This is a genomic window from Modicisalibacter sp. 'Wilcox', assembly GCF_010993675.1.
GTDB lineage: Bacteria > Pseudomonadota > Gammaproteobacteria > Pseudomonadales > Halomonadaceae > Modicisalibacter > Modicisalibacter tunisiensis.
On sequence record NZ_WNXF01000018.1, the window covers coordinates 47,743 to 63,871 of the forward strand.

Annotated in this window: 14 protein-coding genes; 11 read left to right on the forward strand and 3 right to left on the reverse strand. The window is 67.1% G+C overall.

What is annotated here, in order from left to right; all coding sequences use genetic code 11:
- The first annotated feature begins 61 nt into the window (after positions 1 to 61).
- A complete protein-coding gene (gene lnt, locus G7A98_RS14895) occupies positions 62 to 1,546 on the forward strand; it encodes an apolipoprotein N-acyltransferase (RefSeq protein WP_163650469.1) in 1,485 nt (494 codons plus the stop codon).
- A gap of 17 nt (positions 1,547 to 1,563) precedes the next feature.
- Here lnt and G7A98_RS14900 read toward each other — a convergent pair whose 3' ends face one another.
- On the reverse strand, positions 1,564 to 2,097 hold the full coding sequence (locus tag G7A98_RS14900; protein ID WP_163650470.1) for a zinc ribbon-containing protein: 534 nt from the start codon (positions 2,095 to 2,097) through the stop codon (positions 1,564 to 1,566).
- A 255-nt stretch (positions 2,098 to 2,352) separates the two neighbouring features.
- Between G7A98_RS14900 and leuS the strand changes: the two genes are divergently transcribed.
- From leuS to G7A98_RS14950, 10 genes are all read left to right on the forward strand, one after another.
- Positions 2,353 to 4,935: a leucine--tRNA ligase gene (gene leuS / locus G7A98_RS14905; RefSeq protein ID WP_163650471.1), complete on the forward strand. Its 2,583-nt coding sequence runs from the start codon at positions 2,353 to 2,355 to the stop codon at positions 4,933 to 4,935.
- A gap of 26 nt (positions 4,936 to 4,961) precedes the next feature.
- Positions 4,962 to 5,468: an LPS assembly lipoprotein LptE gene (gene lptE, locus G7A98_RS14910; RefSeq protein ID WP_163650472.1), complete on the forward strand. Its 507-nt coding sequence runs from the start codon at positions 4,962 to 4,964 to the stop codon at positions 5,466 to 5,468.
- Positions 5,465 to 6,523, forward strand: coding sequence for a DNA polymerase III subunit delta (gene holA / locus G7A98_RS14915; RefSeq protein ID WP_163650473.1), 1,059 nt, complete (start codon positions 5,465 to 5,467; stop codon positions 6,521 to 6,523). The genes lptE and holA overlap by 4 nt, the downstream gene beginning before the upstream one ends.
- A gap of 100 nt (positions 6,524 to 6,623) precedes the next feature.
- Positions 6,624 to 8,030 (forward strand): Na+/H+ antiporter NhaC, encoded by a 1,407-nt coding sequence (gene nhaC, locus G7A98_RS14920; RefSeq protein WP_163650474.1) that lies wholly within the window; start codon positions 6,624 to 6,626, stop codon positions 8,028 to 8,030.
- A gap of 351 nt (positions 8,031 to 8,381) precedes the next feature.
- Positions 8,382 to 9,047, forward strand: a complete 666-nt coding sequence (locus tag G7A98_RS14925; protein WP_163650475.1) for an ABC transporter permease — start codon at positions 8,382 to 8,384, stop codon at positions 9,045 to 9,047.
- A gap of 33 nt (positions 9,048 to 9,080) precedes the next feature.
- Positions 9,081 to 10,247, forward strand: coding sequence for an ABC transporter ATP-binding protein (locus G7A98_RS14930; RefSeq protein WP_163650476.1), 1,167 nt, complete (start codon positions 9,081 to 9,083; stop codon positions 10,245 to 10,247).
- 4 nt (positions 10,248 to 10,251) lie between these two features.
- Positions 10,252 to 10,983, forward strand: coding sequence for an ABC transporter permease (locus G7A98_RS14935; protein WP_163650477.1), 732 nt, complete (start codon positions 10,252 to 10,254; stop codon positions 10,981 to 10,983).
- Positions 10,984 to 11,033: 50 nt separating this feature from the next.
- Complete coding sequence (locus G7A98_RS14940) at positions 11,034 to 11,924, forward strand: glycine betaine ABC transporter substrate-binding protein (protein WP_163650478.1); 891 nt, start codon at positions 11,034 to 11,036, stop codon at positions 11,922 to 11,924.
- Positions 11,925 to 11,993: 69 nt separating this feature from the next.
- Complete coding sequence (locus tag G7A98_RS14945; protein ID WP_163650479.1) at positions 11,994 to 12,836, forward strand: nitrilase-related carbon-nitrogen hydrolase; 843 nt, start codon at positions 11,994 to 11,996, stop codon at positions 12,834 to 12,836.
- 25 nt (positions 12,837 to 12,861) lie between these two features.
- Complete coding sequence (locus G7A98_RS14950; protein ID WP_163650480.1) at positions 12,862 to 14,163, forward strand: MmgE/PrpD family protein; 1,302 nt, start codon at positions 12,862 to 12,864, stop codon at positions 14,161 to 14,163.
- Positions 14,164 to 14,193: 30 nt separating this feature from the next.
- Here G7A98_RS14950 and G7A98_RS14955 read toward each other — a convergent pair whose 3' ends face one another.
- Together G7A98_RS14955 and G7A98_RS14960 are read right to left on the reverse strand one after the other, a co-directional pair.
- Entirely contained in the window at positions 14,194 to 14,796 is a 603-nt protein-coding gene (locus G7A98_RS14955) for a Yip1 family protein (protein ID WP_163650481.1), read from the reverse strand.
- A gap of 421 nt (positions 14,797 to 15,217) precedes the next feature.
- Positions 15,218 to 15,694, reverse strand: a complete 477-nt coding sequence (locus tag G7A98_RS14960; RefSeq protein ID WP_163650482.1) for a YbhB/YbcL family Raf kinase inhibitor-like protein — start codon at positions 15,692 to 15,694, stop codon at positions 15,218 to 15,220.
- Positions 15,695 to 16,129: the final 435 nt, after the last annotated feature.

A 16,129-nucleotide genomic window follows, 5' to 3' on the forward strand; every position in this document is an offset into this window, starting at 1 on the left:
CACGCTTCGAGATCCTCGCCGGGTCTGGTATAAGGGGCACCGTTCCGACAAGGAGTGCCCCATGCCAACCGAACAACGCCCGTGGATGGGCCTTCTCGCCGCGCTGCTGGCCGGCGTGCTCACCACTCTCACCTTCGCGCCCTTTCATCTCTGGTGGCTCGGCCCGGTCGCCGTGGGCCTGGTCTATGTGGGCTTTCACGACCTGACGCCCCGGCAGGCCGCGCTGCGCGGCTGGTGCTACGGGTTCGGCCTATTCGCCTCGGGCACCTCGTGGATCTACGTCTCGATTCACGACTACGGCTATACCGGCGTGGCGCTGGCCGTGTTCCTCACCGCCCTGTTCGCCGTGACCTTGGCGCTGTTCTACGCCGTCCCCTTCTGGCTCTACCGCCACGTAACCGGACGCCGCCTGGCCTGCCTGAGCTTCGCCGGGCTGTGGGTCGCCAGCGAGGTGCTGCGCACCTACCTGTTCACCGGCTTTCCCTGGTTGCTGCTGGGCAGCGCTCACGTCGACTCGCCGCTGGCGGCGCTGGCCCCGGTCGGCGGCGTCTTCCTGCTGTCGCTGATCACCGCCCTGACTGGCACGCTGGGCGTGGAGCTGCTGCGTCGGCGCTGGTGGACCCTGGCACCGCTCGTCGCGCTGTGGGGCGTGCCGCTGCTGCTGCCCACCCAGTGGACGACGAGCTCCGGCCAGCCGGTGACGGTCGCACTGCTGCAGGGCAACCTGCCGCAGCTGATGAAGTGGAGCGCCGAGGGACAGCGCAACGCCGCCAACACCTATGCGCGGCTGACCCGTGAGGTGGCCGACGACGCCGACCTGGTCGTCTGGCCGGAAACCGCCCTGCCGATGTTCGAGCGCCAGGCCCGTCCCTTCCTCGAACGCCTGCAGGCGACGCTGCCGCCGGACAGCGCCCTGCTGACCGGCATCGTCGAGCGCGACGACGGCGGCTACTACAACGCGGTGATCGGGTTGGGGAACACTCAGGGGGGCTATCGCAAGGAGCATCTGGTGCCGTTCGGCGAATACCTGCCACTGGAAGGCCTGCTGCGCGGCATCATCGCCTTCTTCGACCTGCCCATGTCGGACTTCTCGGCCGGCGCCAGCGACCAGCCGCCCCTGCACGCCGCCGGGCTCGCCATCGGCACGGCGATCTGCTACGAGATCATCTATCCGGACCTGGTCGCCCGCCGCGCCCGCGATGCCGATGTACTGCTCACGGTGTCCAACGACACCTGGTTCGGCGGTTCGATCGGCCCGCTCCAGCATGTGCAGATGGCGCGCCTGCGGGCGCTGGAGAACGGCCGCTACGTACTGCGCGCCACCAGCAACGGCGTGACTGCGATCATCGACCCGCGGGGCCGGATCGTGTCACGGGCACCCCAGTTCGAGACCACCACGGTCACCGGCACGGTACAGGCGATGCAGGGCGAGACGCCCTTCACCCGCACCGGCAGCTGGCCCGCCTGGCTGCTGGCCGCCCTGCTGTGGCTGCCCGGGCTCAAGCGCCCGGGCCGCCGGCGAGCCACTGCCGCCCGCTCGTCATGACGGCCGCCTCCGCGGCCTCAGGAAGCCGCGGAGGGCGTCTCGTCGCTGGGCGAACGCGTGAAGTAGCGGTGCCCGCAGGCGTGGCAGGGCTCCAGGCGGGTGACCGAGTCCAGCACCACCGTTTCGCCGCAGTGCACGCAGGCCATGCGCCCGGGCGCGGCCAGTTCCCCCGCGACGTAATCGGCCCGGGCCGCCTCGAGATCGTCCTCGAAGCGTTCGCGTTCCACCACGCTGCGATCGGCGATGGAGAACAGCGCATCGGTCACCTTGCGTGACAGCACGTCCAGATCGATCCCCAGCCAGCTGGCCACACCGGCACCGCCGGCCGCCAGATAGCGGCGCAGGTCCTTGAGGTCGCGCTCCACCCAGGCACGCAGCAGGGCCATCTCGTCCTTGGTGAACGTCTCGACCTCGGCCTCGAACTCCACCGCCTCGTCGAGCTCCTTCTGCAGCGTGTCCCAGGACAGGTCATCGGCGCCGTCGCGCAACCGCTCGAGCACACGCTCGTAGGCGGCATTCAGGCGGCGGTCGTGCTGCTGGTCGTCACTCATAGTGCTGTTTCTCCTCGCTGGGTATCGACGCCGGGGCGGGGCGGCAGCCGGCGGGGCTGCCCGGCCGGCCCCTACCTGCCACGTCACGTCTAGGGTATCCTTGGGCCACCACGACGATTTTCACACCTGCCCCTGTACCTTTCCAATACAGTGTACGGCAGGGTGTTGTCTCCGGCACGCGTCACGCTCCCCGGCCGGGTCGAGCCGAGCGCGCCGATGAACCGAAGCCCCAACGCAAGGTGCACCGCGCAGACGATGGACACTCAGTATCAGCCTCACGCCACCGAGTCAGCCGCCCAGCAGTACTGGGAAAAGAATGAATGCTTCAAGGCCGTGGAAGACGCCAACCGCGAAAAATTCTACTGCCTGTCGATGTTCCCCTATCCCAGCGGCAAGCTGCACATGGGGCATGTGCGCAACTACACCATCGGTGACGTGGTCTCGCGCTACCAGCGCATGCAGGGCAGGAACGTCCTGCAGCCCATGGGCTGGGATGCCTTCGGCATGCCGGCGGAAAATGCCGCCATCAAGAACCGTGTGCCGCCGGGTGACTGGACCTACCAGAACATCGACTACATGCGCAGCCAGCTCAAGGCGCTGGGCTTCGCCTATGACTGGGGCCGCGAGTTCGCCACCTGCGACGTCGAATACTACCGCTGGGAGCAGTGGTTCTTCACCAAGCTGGTGGAGAAGGGCCTGGTCTACAAGAAGATGTCCACCGTCAACTGGGACCCGGTCGACAACACCGTGCTGGCCAACGAGCAGGTGATCGACGGTCGCGGCTGGCGCAGCGGTGCCCTGGTCGAGCGCAAGGAGATCCCGCTGTGGTTCTTGAAGATCACCGACTACGCCGAGGAACTGCTGGCCGATCTCGAACACGTCGACTGGCCCGACCAGGTCAAGACCATGCAGCGCAACTGGATCGGCAAGTCGCGCGGCGTGGAACTGACCTTCGACGTGGCCGGTCGTGACGAGCCGCTGGAGGTCTACACCACGCGCCCCGACACCCTGATGGGCGTGACCTACGTGGCGGTGGCCGCCGGGCATCCGTTGGCCCGCCAGGCCGCCGAGGGCGATCCGGACATGACCGCCTTCCTCGAAGAGTGTGCCCGCGGCGGCACCTCCGAAGCCGACCTGGCGACCATGGAAAAGCGTGGTCGCGACACCGGCTACAAGGCGATCCACCCGCTGACCGGCCGCGAAGTGCCCGTCTATGTCGCCAATTTCGTGCTCATGGAGTACGGCACCGGCGCCGTGATGGCGGTGCCCGGCCACGACCAGCGCGACTGGGAGTTCGCCACCAAGTACGGCCTGCCCATCGAAGCGGTGATCGCCGATGCCGATGGCAACGCGCCGGACCTTTCCGTCGCGGCCTATACCGAACACGGCCGGCTGATCAACTCCGGCGAGTTCGACGGACTCGACTTCGACGCCGCCTTCCAGGCGATCGCCGACCGGCTCCAGGCCGAGGGCCGTGGCGAGGTCAGGATTAACTTCCGCCTGCGTGACTGGGGCGTGGCCCGCCAGCGCTACTGGGGCGCACCGATCCCCATCAAGTACGGCCCCGAGGGCGAGACGGTGCCGCTCACCGACGACGAGCTGCCGGTCGCCCTGCCCATGGAAGTGGAGGTCGACGCCACCGGCTCGCCGCTCAAGAAGATGCCGGCCTTCTATGACCTGGGCGACGGCTGGACCCGCGAGACCGACACCTTCGACACCTTCATGGAGTCGAGCTGGTACTACGCGCGCTTCGCCTGCGCCGACAACCCCGAAGCGATGCTCGACGAGCGTGCCGACTACTGGCTGCCGGTGGATCTCTACATCGGCGGCATCGAGCACGCCATCCTGCACCTGCTCTACGCGCGCTTCTTCCACAAGCTGATGCGCGACTTCGGCCTGGTGAAGAGCGATGAACCCTTCCAGCGCCTGCTCACACAGGGCATGGTGATCGCCGAGACCTTCTACCGCGAGACACCGGACGGCGGCAAGGACTGGTTCAACCCCGCCGATGTCGACGTGCAGCGCGACGACAAGGGTCGCCCGGTCAGCGCCGTCTACCGTGGCGACGGCCAGCCGGTGGCGATGGGCGGCATCGAGAAGATGTCCAAGTCGAAGAACAACGGCGTCGACCCGCAGGCGATGATCGACCGCTTCGGGGCCGATACCGTACGGCTGTTCATGATGTTCGCCGCGCCGCCCGAGCAGTCGCTGGAGTGGTCCGACGCCGGCGTCGAAGGTGCCCACCGCTTCCTCAAGCGTCTCTGGAAGCTGGTCGCCGATCACGTCAACGCCGGTACCCCGGCGGCACTCGACGTCGCCGCACTCGACGACGCCCAGAAGGCCCTGCGTCGCAAGACCCACGAGACCATCGCCAAGGCCAGCGACGACATCGGCCGGCGCACCACCTTCAACACCGCGATCGCCGCGGTGATGGAGCTGACCAATGCGCTGGGCCGCTTCCAGAACGAAACCAGTGCCGACAGCCCGCAGGGCCTGGCGGTCACCCGCGAGGCCGTGGAAGCCTGCGTGCTGCTGCTCGCGCCGATCACACCGCACGCCTGCCACGCACTCTGGAAGTCGCTGGGTCATGACGAGCCGGCAATCGATGCCCGCTGGCCCGCCGTCGACGAGAGCGCCCTGGTCAAGGACAGCGTCGAGCTGGCCGTGCAGGTCAACGGCAAGCTGCGCGCCCGCATCGAGGTCGCCCCCGACGCCGCCAAGGACGCCGTCGAGGCCGAGGCCATGGCCAGCGAGAACGTCCAGCGCCATATCGAGGGCAAGACGGTACGCAAGGTGATCGTCGTCCCCGGCAAGCTGGTCAACATCGTCGCCAATTGACAGCGTACGGTCGCTAGGAGGCCTGAATGAAGCGTCGCACCTTCCTGAATCGCGCCCTGCGTACGAGCGCGGCGCTCGTGGCGGCCGGCACGCTGGCCGGCTGCGGGTTCCAGCTGCGTGGCCGGGGCAATAGCCTGGCCGGGCTCGACAGCCTGGCCCTGGATACCCCGCCGGGGCCGCTTGCCGATGCGGTGCGACAGGCGCTGCAGGGTGCCGGCGTGGCAGTGCGCGATCAGGCTCCCTGGCGCCTCAACCTGGGGGACGAGCAGCTCAAGGAAATCGAGCTGACGGCCAACAACGCCGGCAGCCGGACCCTCGAGCTGCAGCTCGGCGTGCCCTTCTCGGTCCAGCGCCAGCGCGACGACGCCTATCGCATCGAGCGCCAGACCCTGACGGTGTCGACCACCTACGAGGCGGGCACCAGCGACCTGCTGGCGCGCGATGATCGCCGCGAGCAGGCCGTGCAGTCGCTGCGCCAGGAAGCGGCACGCCGCCTGATCGATCGCCTGCAGAGCCTCGCCGACGCGCCATGAAGGTCTTTCCCGACAAGCTGCCCGAGGCGCTGGCCAAACGCCTGCCGCCGGTGATCATCGTCGCCGGCGACGAGCCATTGCTGCACCGCGATGCCTGCGACACGGTGCGCCGGGTCGCCCGCGAGCAGGGCATCGAGGAGCGCGAGGTTCTGCACGTCGAGAACGGCTTCCAGTGGGGGCGGCTTACCGAATCCGCCGCCAGCCTGTCGCTGTTCGCCACCAGCAAGCTGATCGAGTTGCGTCTGGGCGACCAGGCGCCCGGCCAGGAAGGTGGCAAGACGCTGGAGGCCTATGCCGCCCAGGCCAAGGGCAGCGACAATATCCTGCTGGTCACCGCGGGCCGGCTCGACCGGCGCCAGCAACAAAGCAAGTGGTTCAAGGCGCTCGATGCGCTGGGGCTGTTCGTGCCGGTATGGCCGGTGGACCACTCGCGCCTGGGCTTCTGGCTGCGCGATCGCGCCACCCTGCACGGCCTGCAGCTCGACATGGACGCCGCCCGGCTGCTCGGCGAACGCACCGAAGGCAACCTGCTGGCCGCCGATCAGGAACTACAGAAGCTCGCCCTGCTGTACCCGCCCGGCGCCCGGCTGGATGCCGGCGCCATCGCCGGCGGTGTCGAGGACAATGCCCGTTACGACGTCTTCACGCTGACCGACGCCTGCCTGCGTGGCGAACGCGAACGCGCGGTGCGCATCATCGCCGGCCTGCGCGGCGAGGGCATCGAGGCACCGGTCGTGCTGTGGGCGCTGACCCGCGAGATGCGCACCCTGCTCTCCCTGCAGCAGCATCTCGACCAGGGCCAGAGCCTCGAGCACGCCTGCAAGGCGCAGCGGCCGATGATTCCCGAGAAGCGCCGTCCCAACTACCAGCAGGCGCTGCAGCGCCTGCCCCATCGCCGGCTGCACAAGCTGCTGCTGTTCGCCCAGCGCATAGACCAGGCGATCAAGGGCGGCCTGCCGCTGCCCGTCTGGGACGCGCTCAATGACCTCGCCCTGACACTCGCCGGGGGGCGCGGTCTACTCGCCGAACTGCCCCAGGCTTATCGCCGTGCCTGACCCACGTTCCTGAACCGAACACGCCTTCGGCGTTACCCCTGCCCGCCGGACCTCGCGCCCGGCGGGCTTTCCACTTTCACCATTGCCCTGAACCCTGTCCATGTCCGAATCCCGACGAACCGTTCCCTTTCTTGCCGCCCTACTGCCCTTCGCCGTGATGATCGCCACGATGATGACGACGATCCTCATCTTCGACGGCAGCCCCCATCTTCCCCTGCTCATCGGCGCCGTGGTCGCCGGGCTGGTCGCCTGGCGTTACGGCCATGGCTGGAAGGACATCGAAGGCTACATCTACGAAGGCATCACCAAGGTCCTGCCGGCGGTGGTCATCCTGATGCTGGTGGGGCTGCTGATCAGCGCCTGGGTCGCCGGCGGCGTGGTCGGCACCATGGTCTACTATGGCCTGGAGTACCTATCCCCGGGCGCCTTCCTGCCCACACTGATGCTGCTGTGCGCCGTCAGCACGCTGATGATGGGCAGCTCCTGGTCGACCATCGGCACCCTGGGCGTGGCCGGCATGGCCGCCGGCACCAGCATGGGGCTGTCGCCGGCGGCGCTGGCCGGGGCCATCGTCTCCGGCGCGTTCTTCGGCGACAAGATGTCGCCGCTGTCCGATACCACCATCCTCGCCTCGGGCATCGCCGGCACGGATATCTTCGCCCACATCCGCCACATGCTGTACACCACGGTGCCCGGGCTGATCATCGCCCTGGTGGTGTTCGCGGCCATGGCCGGCGGCCATCAGGGCGCCGAGCTCGACCAGGCCATCGCCGCCGTGATCGGCAGCCTGCAGGCCAACAGCGTGATCTCGCCCTGGCTGTTCCTGATTCCACTGGCGGTTCCGGCACTAGCGCTCGCCCGCGTACCGGCCGTCCCCACCCTGATCGTCGGCATCGTGCTGGGCAGCCTGGCCTACCTGTTCGTGCAGGGCGGCGACGTGGCCTCGCTGTTCAACCTGCTGCAGAGCGGCTATGTGGCCCACACCGGCAATGCCGGCGTCGACAAGCTGCTCAGCCAGGGGGGGCTGGATGCGATGATGTACACCATCTCGCTGGCGATCATCGCCATGATCTTCGGCGGCATCATGGAACGCACCGGCATGCTCAATGCCCTGGTCGGCGGCGTCGTCGCGCTGGCCCGAAGCGGTCGTGCCCTGTGCGCGGTCACCGTCGGCTCCTCCTTCCTGACCAACGTGGTCACCGCCGAGCAGTACATCTCGATCATCATTCCGGGCCGGCTGTATGCCGGGGCCTTCCGTGACAAGGGGCTGCACCCCAAGAACCTGTCCCGCGCGCTGGAGGACGGCGGTACCGTCACCTCGGCGCTGGTTCCCTGGAGCACCGACGCGATCTTCGTCTACAGTGCGCTGGGCGTCAGCGCCTGGAGCTACGCCCCCTACGCGGTGCTCAACTACAGCGTGCCGCTGATCTCCATCGCCATGGCGCTGGCCGGCTTTGCCATCGTGTCCAGCCGCTCCTCGGAAGCCACATCACCGCAGGCCGACTGACCCTCCCCTTGCCCCCGTGCCGAGACGGGGGCTTTTCGTCCCGCCCCTCCCTGTCCCTGCCCCTGCACCGGTGAAAGCCGTCGCGCCCTGCCCTGCCTGACCTGTCCTTTCAACGCCATCGAGGCTGTCGCCCAAGGAAAAGCGCACCACAACGGCGAATCACGATCATCAATAATCTGAATTTTGATTACTCATCCATTAACAGAAAAAATCGCTATACCCCTCTGTTAAGCTAACGCGGTTTCGACGCAAAGCCGGGTTATCATCCCTGCTGGACGCTTTTCGGCAGCATCGGCGACCGCCGCCGGTGCCGGCCATCCATGACGTCCACGCGAATGGAGGAGACATCGCTTGGAACTGTTTCGCTACGTTCTCGACAACGCCGGGCTGCTGGGGCAACTGACCCTGGAGCACATCAGCCTGGTCGGCGTTGCCGTGGGAATCGCCACCCTGACCGGGGTGCCCATCGGCATCGCCATCACCAAGAACGAACGCCTGGCCAGGGGCGTGCTGTATCTGGCCTCGATCATCGTCACGATCCCCTCGATCGCGCTGTTCGGGGTCATGATTCCGCTGCTATCGATCTTCGGTTACGGCATCGGCTACGTGCCGGCGGTGATCGCCGTGCTGCTCTACTCGCAGCTACCGATCATTCGCAATACCTACACCGCGATCAACAACGTCAATCCCGCGCTGCGCGAGGCCGCCCGCGGCATCGGCATGAGCCAGAACCAGCGGCTGCGCATGGTGGAAATTCCGCTGGCGGTACCGGTAATCATGGCCGGCGTGCGCACCGCCGTGGTGCTGAACATCGGCGTGATGGCCATCGCCGCCTACATCGGCGCCGGCGGCCTGGGCACGCTGATCAGCCGCGGTATCTCGCAGTCCGATCCGCGCCAGCTGATCGTCGGCGCGGTGGCCGTGAGCCTGCTGGCCATCATCGTCGACTACGCCCTGCTGGCGCTGCAGAAGCGCCTCACGCCGCGTGGCATGGAGCGTGACGTCGCCGCCGCCTGAAGGCGCCAATCTGATTCCGACCAAGGTTTTTCCATGATACGACTCGACAGCCTGACCAAGGTCTTCGACACCCCCAAGGGCGCGGTGACCGCTGCCGACCACATCAACATGGAAGTGCCTCGGGGCGAGATCTGCATCCTTCTCGGCCCCTCCGGCTGCGGCAAGACCACCACCCTGAAGATGATCAACCGCATCGTCCGGGCGACCTCGGGCAAGGTGTTTCTCGATGGCGAGGACACCACCGGCATGAACACCCAGGACCTGCGCCGCAACATCGGCTACGTGATCCAGCAGATCGGCCTGTTCCCCAACATGACCATCGAGGAGAACATCACGGTGGTGCCGCGCCTGCTGGGCTGGGACCGCGCCGCCTACAAGAAGCGGGCCCGCGAGCTGATGGACATGATCGCCATGGACGCCGAGGCCTTCCTCAAGCGCTACCCCAGCGAGCTGTCCGGCGGCCAGCAGCAGCGCATCGGCGTCGCCCGGGCGCTGGCCGCGGATCCGCCCGTGATGCTGATGGACGAGCCGTTCGGCGCCATCGACCCGATCAACCGGGCGGTGATCCAGGACGAGTTCCTGAAGATGCAGGCGGAACTCAAGAAGACCATCATGTTCGTCAGCCACGACATCGACGAGGCGATCAAGATGGGCGATCGCATCGCCATCTTCCGCGAGGGCAAGCTGGTCCAGTACTCCGCCCCCGACGACCTGCTCTCCGCGCCGCGCAACGGCTTCGTCGAGTCGTTCCTCGGCGAGGATCGCGCGCTCAAGCGCCTCAACCTGGTCAAGGTGCGCGAGGTGTTCTCCGACGAGATGGGCTCGGTCAAGCCGGACGACACCCTGGAGACCGCCCTGAGCCGCATCGACGACTTCGGCTACCAGAACGCGATCCTGATGGTCAACGACCGTGGCGAGCCCGCCGGCATGATCACCCGCTCGGTCGCCCGCACCACCCGCGGCTACTGCCGGGACCATTACCAGACCGCCCCGCCGGTGGCCCAGCTCGACGACGACCTGCGCAAGGTCGCCTCGCTGATGTTCGCCAACGACACCACCTGGCTGCCCTGCGTCGATGCGCGCGGTCGGGTCTGCGGGCACATCACGCAGCGTGCGATGACCCATCACCTGGGTTCCCGCTACCGTTCGCGGCCGGAGGACAGCGCCCCGTTGCGTTCGCAACCCGAGACCAAGGAGTAACGGCATGCCGATTCGCTCGCTGAAAAGCGCCGGGCGCTGGGTACTCGCCATCCTGCTCTTCGCGGCCGGGGTCTGGGCCCAGCGCAGCGGCGTCATCGAGGATTTCCTCTATTACCTGCCCGATGTGCGCTATCTGGCGGTCCAGCACCTGTTCCTGACCGCCGTGTCGGGCAGCCTGGCCATCGCCATCGCCGTGCCGCTGGGCATCGTGCTCTCGCGGCCGAGCATGGCGCGCTTCGCGGAATCGCTGATGCAGGTCCTCAACGTCGGTACCACCATCCCCACCCTGGCGGTGCTGGCGCTGTCGATGAGCTTTCTGGGCATCGGCACGGTACCGGCCGTGTTCGGGCTGACCGTGGCGACCCTGCTGCCGATCACCCGCAACACCTATGTCGGCCTGAAGGGCGTGTCGCCGGCGCTGATGGAAGCCGCGGCCGGGCTGGGCATGTCGCCGGCGCAGCGGCTGTTCCGGGTCGAGCTGCCCAACGCCCTGTACGTGATCTTCGCCGGTATCCGCACCGCGCTGGCCATCAACGTGGGTACCGTGCCGCTGGCCTTTTTGATCGGCGCCGGCGGGCTCGGGGAACTGATCTTCACCGGCATCGACCTCTACGACACGGTGATGATGCTGGCCGGGGCCATTCCCACCGCGCTGCTCGCGGTGATCGTGGACGCACTGGTGGCCACCATCGCCTTCCTCGTCGTGCCGCGCGGCGTCAATCCGTCACGAGCCTGAACGGCTCCCACACTGCAAGTCACACAACAAGTGCAAGGAGAAACAAGCCCATGATTCGCACACTGACCGCAACCCTCGCCGGCCTGATCCTGAGCGCCGGCATCGCCGCCACCGCCCAGGCCGAGGAAATCGTCGTCGGCGGCAAGAACTTCACCGAGCAGCAGATTCTCACCAGCATGACCACCCAGTACCTCAAGGGGCTGGGCTACGATGTCGACAAGCGTGCCGGCATGGGCTCCGCGGTGCTGCGCCAGGCCCAGGAAAACGGCCAGATCGACCTCTACTGGGAGTACACCGGCACCTCGCTGATCAACTACAACGACAAGTCCGCCAAGGGTCTCTCCGCCGAGGAGACCTACCAGAAGGTCAAGGAGCTCGACGCCAAGAAGGGGCTGGTCTGGCTCGAGCCGTCGAACGCCAACAACACCTACGCCCTGGCCATGCGCGAGAAGGATGCCGAGAAGCGCGGCATCGCCACCATCTCCGACCTGGCCAAGGCCGTCAACGACGGCGAGAAGCTGACCTTCGCCTCCAACGCCGAGTTCTACGCCCGCGAGGACGGCCTGCGCCCGCTGCAGCAGGCCTACGGCTTCCGTTTCGGACGCCCCAACGTCAAGCGCATGGACTCCGGCCTGACCTACCCGGCCCTGCGTGACGGCCAGGTCGACGTCTCGCTGGTCTTCGCCACCGACGGCCGCATCCCGGCCTTCAACTTCCGGGTGCTGGAAGACGACAAGAACTTCTTCCCGGCCTACTCGCTGACCCCGGTGGTACGCCAGGAAACGCTCGAGGCCAATCCCAAGCTCGACGAGCAGATGGCCAGGCTCTCCAGCCTGCTCGACGACGACACCATGGCCTCGCTGAACGCCAGCGTCGACGTCGACAAGAAGAGCATCGAGAACGTCGCCCAGGGCTTCCTCGAGACGCACGATCTGCTGTAAAACACGTCCGGCAGCAACGGCATGGCCGCCTTCGGGCGGCCATGCGCCTTTTCGGACACAGGAGATCGCATGCACTATCAGGACACGCTCAAGGTCGGCGCGGCGCAGATCAACACCGAACTCGGCGACGTCGACGCCAACCTGGCCCACCATCACGAGCTCATCGCCCAGGCGCACCGCCAGGGGCTGGAGCTGCTGGTCTTTCCCGAGCTCTCGCTGACCGGCTACGGCCTGGGCCCGCGGGTGGTCGAGGTGGCGTTCCCCCGGGAGGACCCGCGACTCGCCCGCCTCGCCGAGGCCGCCAGCGAGATGCAGGTCATCGTCGGCTTCGTCGAGGAGGCCAGCCCCGGCGAATACTACAACGCCCTGGCGATCCTCCAGCACGGCCGCGTCACCGCGGTGCATCGCAAGCTGAACCTGCCCACCTACGGCGGGCTGGAAGAAGGCAAGTGGTTCGCCCACGGCGAATCGCTGACCCACACCACGATTCGCCCCGGCTGGACCGCCACGCCACTGATCTGCGCCGACCTGTGGAACCCGGCACTGGTCCACGCCGCCCTGCTGGCCCGCCCCACGGTGCTCTGCGCGCCGATCAACTCCGCCTCGGGCATCGTCAGCGAGTCCTTCTCCAACGAGGACAACTGGGTGCTCAACGTGCGCTTCTACGCCATGACCTACGGCACGCCGGTGATCATGGCCAACCGCTACGGTGCGGAAGGCGACAGCCATTTCTGGGGCGGCTCGCGCATCCTGGGGCCCCGCGGCGACCTGCTGGCCGCCGCCGACGCGGGCGAGCAGCTGATCGTCGCCGAGATTTCACGCACCGCCATCGCCCGCGCGCGCTTCGAACTGCCCACGCTGCGCGATGCCGACACGCCGCTGGTCCGTCAACTGATGGACGGCTACCGCTGACCCGCGATTCGGGATACTGCCCACCATGACCACCGCCACGCCGCTCGACTGGATTCACGCCTTCGACCCGGAAACCCTGCCCGACACGCATTACGCCCAGGCCCGGCGCTGCCTGCTGGACCTGCTCGGCGTCGCCGCCGGCGCCACGCGCACGCCGCTGGCCACCCTCGCCGAACGCTTCGTCACCACGCAGCACGGCGGCGAGCGACCGCTGCTGTTCGCCGGGGGGCGGGCCTCGCCGACGGGGGTGGCGCTCCACGGCGGCTGGCTGATCGACGCGCTGGATGCCCACGACGGCCAGGTGCTCACCAAGGGCCATGCCGGGGTCGCCCTGCTGCCAGGCCTGCTGGCCCTGCCCGAGGTGGAATCGCTCAGTGGCAGGGCACTGCTGGGCTGGCTGGCCCTGGGCTACGAGGTGGCCACCCGCGCCGGCATCGCCCTGCACGCCACGGCGGGTGACTACCACACCTCCGGCGCCTGGAACGCCCTGGGGGTCGCCGCGGTGGCCTCGCGCCTGCTGGGGCAGGATCGCGCCACGCTCGGCGAGGCGCTGGGCATCGCCGAGTTCTACGGCCCGCGCAGCCAGATGATGCGCTGCATCGAGCACCCCACGATGCTCAAGGACGGCTCCGGCTGGGGCGCGATGACCGGCATCAGTGCCGCCCTGCTCGCCGGGGACGCCTTCACCGGCGCGCCGGCGGTGACGCTTCAGGCGGGCGATGTCGCGTCACTGTGGGAGGACCTCGGCCGGCGCTGGTACCTGTTCGAGCAGTACTTCAAGGCCTACCCGGTGTGCCGCTGGGCGCAGCCGGCCGTGGAGGCCGTGCTCGGCCTGGGCGCCATCGAGCCTTCCGCCATCGAACGCATCGAGATTCGCACCTTCCACGAGGCGCGGCGACTGCATACGCCCCACCCGGCCAACACCGAACAGGCCCAGTACAGCCTGCCCTGGTCGGTGGCCTGCGCCGTCTGCTTCGGTACCGTGGATGTGCACGGCATCACCGCGGCGCTCGAGTCGCCGCAGGTTCACGACCTGGCTTCACGGATATATATCGAGGAAAGCGACATCTTCAACGCCCGCTTTCCGGCCGAGCGATGGGCCAGCGCGCGTCTATTGCTGAGCGATGGTCGGGTCCTGGAGAGCGAGCCCTGCGAGGCTCGCGGCAACCCCACCAACCCGCTCGAGGATGCGGAACTCACCGCCAAGTTCCACGCGCTTGCCGATCCGGTCCTCGGCGAGCGGCGGGCGCGGGCCCTTCACGAGACGGTCGAGACGCTCGAATCGCGCCCCGCCTCGGACCTGCTGGCACTGCTGGGCGCGCCCTGACCGACGTCAGGGCGTCCCGTCAGCCCGATTTCAGAGCTGGATACCCAGCAGCTGGGCGCCGTAGCCCCACAGCAGCACGGTGACCCCCAGCAGCGCCTCCAGCACCAGCACGCCGATGCCCAGCGTGGAGCCGGTGACGATGAAGCCCTCCTCGCGGCTGATGTCGAGGAAGGTGGGAATGCCGACGTAGAGCAGGTAGGCGCTGTAGCAGAGCCCGACGATCACGGCGAGCGCGCACAGCCAGACCAGCGGATAGAGGGCCACCACGCCGCCGAGGAACATCGGCGTGGCGACATAGCCGGCGAAGATGATACAGCGCCGCCGGCTCGGCCGGTTGGGGTAGCGACGCGCCAGCCAGTGGATGACCACCCCCATGAACCCCACGGCGATCAGTATCGCCAGATAGAAGGCAACCCCCGCGGAAAAGGCATCCAGGTAGTTGAGCTGGATGGTGTGGCCACCGCCGAAGTCCCAGCCCACCTGGGTGGTGCCTATGAACGCGCAGATCACGGGAACCAGCGCCATGATCAGCACGTGGTGGCCGTAGAGATGGGTAATGGTCTCGCGTTCGTCGTGAATCTGCCGCCATTCGCGGCTGGGATGGGACAGCAGTCCCCACACATGAGTGAGCATGCCACACCTCCTCGATTGCCATTGAACGCTCCATCGCTGGAGCCTCATATTCAGCGTAGTCGACGCCCCCCCGTCCTTTGCCAGTATAGTCAGCCTTTTGCACCGCAAGAGGGGTGGCAAACGCCCGCTCGACGCCGCCAGCCGGCAGGCAACGAGACACTGGCGAGAAGCCGATTAGAGCTCCTTCCACAACAGATAGGCGATATGGGCTTTTCCGGCGACAAGGCTTGGCGAGGGCGCTGTAAACCCATCCTTGGGCGCTACCTTTGCCATCCATGGCAAAGGACCCTCGCTTCGCCTTGCCCCCGGCGCCCATTATTCCGACAGATTGGAAACGGGCTCCAATCCCAAACGAAACACGGCGCCTTCCGAGGGAAGGCGCCGTGTTCAGTGTGAGGCGGTGTCAGCCGTCAGAAGTGGCTCAATCGCGACGGTACGTGCCGACCAACCGACTCATGCCGAGAATATGCGGCTCCAGCTTGGCGAGCAGCTCCGGCTGCGTCAGCCCCTCGGGCAGCTCAGTGAGGGTATCCAGCGCCAGCACCCAGAAATAGTACTGGTGCATCCCGTGGCCTTCCGGCGGCATGGGGCCGCCGTAGCCGATGGCGCCGCCATCGTTGACACCCGCGGTACCCAGCGTCGTGCCCTCCTCCAGTGAGGTGACGTCCGCCGGCAGGTTGTAGAGCAGCCAGTGCACATAGCCATAGCTGCCATCCTTGACCAGCGGCGCATCCGGGTCGTGGCAGATCACCGCAAAGCCCTGGGTACCCGCCGGCGCGTCCTTCCAGCTCAGGGCCGGGGACAGATCCTCGCCCTCCGCCGAATGGCGCCTGGGCATCGCCCCGTTCGGCGCAAAGGCGGGGCTTTCGACGTGCATGCTGGACGGTGCAAAGGGCATAGGAGCCTCCCATGGAATGTGGTGAAACGGTTAACCGAGTGACGACATTGCGTCGGCTTGTCTCTGGAAGATGGTGGCAGGAGTGGTGGATTCAACCCGTCGAGCGGACAGTTGGCGAGGATCAGCACTATATGCGGAGGCACCGACCCTTCTATGTATAACGCCAGCCATAAGAGGCGCCCTGACAAGGGCCTCCGGCGGAGGGCCATCGGCCCGGAGCAACCTTAATGGCCTTATTAGATTTTAGGCTGAACACAAGATTGGCCAGCCGAATTTCGTCCGCCATACCTGCTCGCCTAGCTTGAGGATGAACGAACCTGAAACTTCATCGACTATTGAAAGATGGCGGTCTCAATGACCAAGTGCAACACGTGACCCATCAGGTACGGTGTTGCTATGACTCACTGCTATCGCCACCTCTCTGCTGAAGACCGA

What these genes read in the sequence shown, in the direction of transcription:
- lnt (WP_163650469.1), top strand. Translation starts at nt 62, where the DNA reads ATGCCAACCGAACAACGCCCGTGGATGGGCCTTCTCGCCGCGCTGCTG.
- G7A98_RS14900 (WP_163650470.1), bottom strand. Translation starts at nt 2,097, where the DNA reads ATGAGTGACGACCAGCAGCACGACCGCCGCCTGAATGCCGCCTACGAG.
- leuS (WP_163650471.1), top strand. Translation starts at nt 2,353, where the DNA reads ATGGACACTCAGTATCAGCCTCACGCCACCGAGTCAGCCGCCCAGCAG.
- lptE (WP_163650472.1), top strand. Translation starts at nt 4,962, where the DNA reads ATGAAGCGTCGCACCTTCCTGAATCGCGCCCTGCGTACGAGCGCGGCG.
- holA (WP_163650473.1), top strand. Translation starts at nt 5,465, where the DNA reads ATGAAGGTCTTTCCCGACAAGCTGCCCGAGGCGCTGGCCAAACGCCTG.
- nhaC (WP_163650474.1), top strand. Translation starts at nt 6,624, where the DNA reads ATGTCCGAATCCCGACGAACCGTTCCCTTTCTTGCCGCCCTACTGCCC.
- G7A98_RS14930 (WP_163650476.1), top strand. Translation starts at nt 9,081, where the DNA reads ATGATACGACTCGACAGCCTGACCAAGGTCTTCGACACCCCCAAGGGC.
- G7A98_RS14935 (WP_163650477.1), top strand. Translation starts at nt 10,252, where the DNA reads ATGCCGATTCGCTCGCTGAAAAGCGCCGGGCGCTGGGTACTCGCCATC.
- G7A98_RS14940 (WP_163650478.1), top strand. Translation starts at nt 11,034, where the DNA reads ATGATTCGCACACTGACCGCAACCCTCGCCGGCCTGATCCTGAGCGCC.
- G7A98_RS14945 (WP_163650479.1), top strand. Translation starts at nt 11,994, where the DNA reads ATGCACTATCAGGACACGCTCAAGGTCGGCGCGGCGCAGATCAACACC.
- G7A98_RS14950 (WP_163650480.1), top strand. Translation starts at nt 12,862, where the DNA reads ATGACCACCGCCACGCCGCTCGACTGGATTCACGCCTTCGACCCGGAA.
- G7A98_RS14955 (WP_163650481.1), bottom strand. Translation starts at nt 14,796, where the DNA reads ATGCTCACTCATGTGTGGGGACTGCTGTCCCATCCCAGCCGCGAATGG.
- G7A98_RS14960 (WP_163650482.1), bottom strand. Translation starts at nt 15,694, where the DNA reads ATGCCCTTTGCACCGTCCAGCATGCACGTCGAAAGCCCCGCCTTTGCG.